Source organism: Nonomuraea sp. NPDC048826 (genome assembly GCF_043198225.1).
Taxonomy (GTDB): Bacteria; Actinomycetota; Actinomycetes; order Streptosporangiales; family Streptosporangiaceae; genus Nonomuraea.
Map to the genome: position 1 here is coordinate 1 of NZ_JBICUQ010000026.1, position 2,227 is coordinate 2,227.

A 2,227-nucleotide genomic window follows, 5' to 3' on the forward strand; every position below is an offset into this window, starting at 1 on the left:
GGCCATGGCGGGCCTCCCTTTCCGGTTCTGTGGTGTGTCCTTGTCTCACCTCCATCACATCGGTTGCGGCGGCCGGCGCTCAGTGCCGTACGACCTCCACCGCCGGGACCTTCGTCACGAGGGGTGGACCACGGCTACGGGGCACGGCGCGTGGTGCACCATGGCCTGGCTGACGGATCCGAGAAGCAGTCCGCGGACCTCGCCCAGGCCGCGTGCGCCGACCACCAGCAGGCGTGCCTTGAGCGCCGCCTCCAGCAGCACCCGGCGCGCCGGCTCGTCCACGAGCTCGACCTCGGCTCGGAGGCTCGGACGGGCGTGCTGCAGGCCGATCAGCTTGTCCCATGCCATCCCTTGGGCCTGGATGCGGAGCTCGTGGGTGTCCGCCTCGCCACCCCGGTCCCGCTGAGCGATGATCACGTGCACGGGGCTGTCGAGCCGGTGTGCCTCGGCGGCGGCGAAGCCGAGGGCGGCCTTGGACGCCCGCGAGCCGTCGAAACCGACCACGACCTCCCGGGCGTCGCGTTCCTCCGGGTTTCCGCGCAGCACGACTACCGGGCAGCGGGCGCGGGCGGCGACATGACCGCTCACCGAGCCGACCGCCATGCCCGGGATCGTGCCGTACCCGCGTGCGCCCACCACGATCAGGGCGGCCTCCGCGGACAGGTCGACCAGCAGCGCGGACGGCGAGCCCCGGTCGGTCAGCGTGTTGACGATCATGTCGGGGTGGTGCCGTGCGGCCCAGGCGGCAGCGGCCTTGACCAGCCGCTGGGCGGGGCGGCGGACGAGTTCGAGCGGCACCAGCTCGCCCGGCCACTCGTGATGGGGCCATTCCCAGGCGTGGCACACGGTCAACGGGAGTTTTCGGCCGGCGGCCTCGGCGGCGCCCCATCGCAAGGCTTTCCGCGCCGACGGCGAGCCGTCATAGCCCACCACCACGCCGAGTTCGTCCTCGTTCATCTTCGCCTCCGGCTCTTGTCGTCTTCTTCACGCTCCCCCGGCGAGCCGTGGCCGCGCAGAGGCGTCCTTCCCGCACCGGCGGGACCTTGGTCCTGCCGGCGTGCCTGTTTCGAGGACGACGGCGATGATTGCGTCGGGCGGCATCGCGGTGCTCGAGACGCGCTGATCGGCCGCGCGCGGGCGTTCTTGACCGTCCTGGCGGGGCGGTCAGCCCGCCCACGCGCGCAGGCCGTGGGATCGCCCTTGGTCGCGCATCCGGGTGAGCGACTCCTTCTCGAGTTCGCGGGCCCATAGGGGCGTCAGCCCGAATCTCTCCGCGATCTGCCGGGGTGTGTGCGGGTCGTGCCCGTCCAGCCCGTACCGCAGCCGCATGATCAGCGCCTGCCGGGGCGCGAGGTCGTCCACAAGGAGGTCGAGCACCTTTTTGAGCGCTCGCTGCTCGACCAGGTGCTCGACGGTCGGGGCCCGGCAGTCCTTCACGAGATCACCGACAGTGTCGTGGTGTCGTTCTTCCCCAGCCTGGACGTCGAGGCTGGCGCAGGTGGCCGGCAGCCGTCGCAGGAAGGAGAGCCTCGCGGGGTCCTGTCCCGCTTCCTCAGCCAGTTCCCGCTCGGTCGGGACACGTCCCAGCCGGTGCAGCGCTCGTGTCTCCGCCCGGGCGAGCTGGGCGAGCTCGTCCTGTACCGCGATGGGCAGGCGCACCGTGGGCGCGTGTTCCAGCCCGCGCTGGATCGCCTTGCGGATCCACCAGGTGGCGACCGTGGAGAACCGGTTGCCCCGCGTGTGGTCGAACCGCTCGACGGCCTCGATCAGCCCGAGATTCCCGTCCTGGATCACATCGGCCAGCGACATACCGCGATGCGCGTACCGTTTGGCGATGAACACCACCAGCCGCAGATTCGCCTCGATGAGGTGTCGCCTGGCTTCCCGGCCGTCAGCGACGATGTCCTCCAGATCGGGCTCCGTGGCGCCGTCTTCGATGAGACGGGCGGCGTGGGCGGCCGCCTCCATCCGCTTGGCGAGTTCGATTTCTTCGGCGGCCGTCAGCAACGGTATGCGGCCGATGCGTGTCAGGTAATCGGTCTGGGGATTCACCGTGTCCTCCTGATGGCAGCGAGCGGGCAGGGCGCGTGGCAGAGGGATCGAGAAGGCGTGACAGGTCATCCATGTGACAACCGCGCCGCCGCCACGGCCGCCTGGCCGTAGCTGATCCCGGCGTCGTTGACCGGGACCCGCACGCCGGTGTACGGCTCGAAGCCCGCGGCCGTCA

2 protein-coding genes are annotated in these 2,227 nt (G+C 70.9%); both read right to left on the reverse strand.

From position 1 onward, the window contains the following. Nucleotides 1–114: 114 nt before the first annotated feature. Nucleotides 115–957 (reverse strand): universal stress protein, encoded by an 843-nt coding sequence (locus tag ACGFI7_RS41715; RefSeq protein ID WP_393415404.1) that lies wholly within the window; start codon nucleotides 955–957, stop codon nucleotides 115–117. 207 nt (nucleotides 958–1,164) lie between these two features. After that, on the reverse strand, nucleotides 1,165–2,121 hold the full coding sequence (locus tag ACGFI7_RS41720) for an RNA polymerase sigma factor RpoD/SigA (protein WP_393415407.1): 957 nt from the start codon (nucleotides 2,119–2,121) through the stop codon (nucleotides 1,165–1,167). Nucleotides 2,122–2,227: the final 106 nt, after the last annotated feature.